This window comes from Pantoea sp. R102 (assembly GCF_004916815.1).
Lineage (GTDB): Bacteria > Pseudomonadota > Gammaproteobacteria > Enterobacterales > Enterobacteriaceae > Pantoea > Pantoea dispersa.
This window is the reverse complement of the sequence record NZ_SDFT01000304.1, coordinates 1-1,082: the sequence shown is the minus strand read 5'-3', so window position 1 is coordinate 1,082 and position 1,082 is coordinate 1. Positions and strand designations below refer to the sequence as shown.

General features: G+C 63.2%; 2 protein-coding genes. One reads left to right on the top strand and one right to left on the bottom strand.

Annotated elements, in window-relative coordinates:
* The coding region (locus ERD80_RS22220; protein ID WP_168926313.1) for an iron chelate uptake ABC transporter family permease subunit at positions 1 to 143 on the top strand (143 nt) is incomplete at its 5' end.
* 35 nt (positions 144 to 178) lie between these two features.
* Here the strand turns inward: ERD80_RS22220 and ERD80_RS22215 are convergent.
* Positions 179 to 1,082 (bottom strand): glutamate-1-semialdehyde 2,1-aminomutase (locus tag ERD80_RS22215; RefSeq protein WP_136548585.1); only part of this gene is annotated, 904 nt, incomplete at its 5' end.

Genomic DNA, 1,082 nt, shown 5'->3' with positions numbered 1-1,082 from the left:
TGGCTGGCCTGCTCGGCGGGGGCCTGCTGGTGTTCGCCGACTGGTGCGGCCGCATGCTGGCCTTCCCGGATCAAATCCCGGCGGGCCTGATGGCGACCTTCTTCGGCGCGCCGTATTTTATCTGGTTACTAAGGCGCGCTTAGTGAAGCGGGGCGCTATGAATGGCGCCCCGGCTGGTTTACAGCTGCGCGAAGCAGCGGCGGGCGGCATCGACGGTGCGCTGAATATCTTCCTGGCTGTGCGCCAGGGACATAAAACCGGCCTCATAGGCCGATGGCGCGAGGTAAACACCTTCCTGCAGCATCAGATGGAAGAAACGCTTAAAGCGCTCCACATCGCACTTTGTCACGTCGGCGTAGCAGGTCACGCTGTCGGCGTCGGTGAAGAAAATACCGAACATGCCACCGACGTGGTTCACCACCAGCGGGATATTTTCCGCCTCTGCCGCCGCCAGCAGGCCAGCACACAGCTGGTCGGTGAGCGCGGTTAAGGTCGCATGGGTGCCAGGCTGCGCAATCTGCGACAGGCAGGCAAAACCGGCGGCCATGGCAATCGGGTTGCCGGACAGCGTACCCGCCTGATACACCGGGCCAGTGGGGGCCAGCGCGGCCATCACTTCGCGGCGGCCGCCAAAGGCACCAACCGGCATACCGCCGCCGATGATCTTGCCGAGACAGGTCAGGTCTGGCGTAACGTCGTAATACGCCTGGGCACCGCCCAGCGCCACGCGGAAGCCGGTCATCACTTCATCAATAATCAGCAGCGCGCCAAACTCATCGCACAGCGCACGCAGGCCCGGCAGGAATTCCGGCTGCGGCGGGATACAGTTCATGTTGCCCGCCACCGGTTCGACGATAATACAGGCGATCTCTTGCGGATACTGCTCAAACGCCGCGCGCACCGAGTCGAGATTGTTATAGGTGCAGGTCAGGGTGTGACGGGCGAAATCCGCCGGCACGCCTGGCGAGTTGGGCTGGCCGAGGGTCAGCGCACCGGAACCGGCTTTCACCAGCAGGCAGTCAGCGTGGCCGTGGTAGCAGCCCTCAAATTTGATGATCTTGTCACGCTGGGTGAAACCGCGC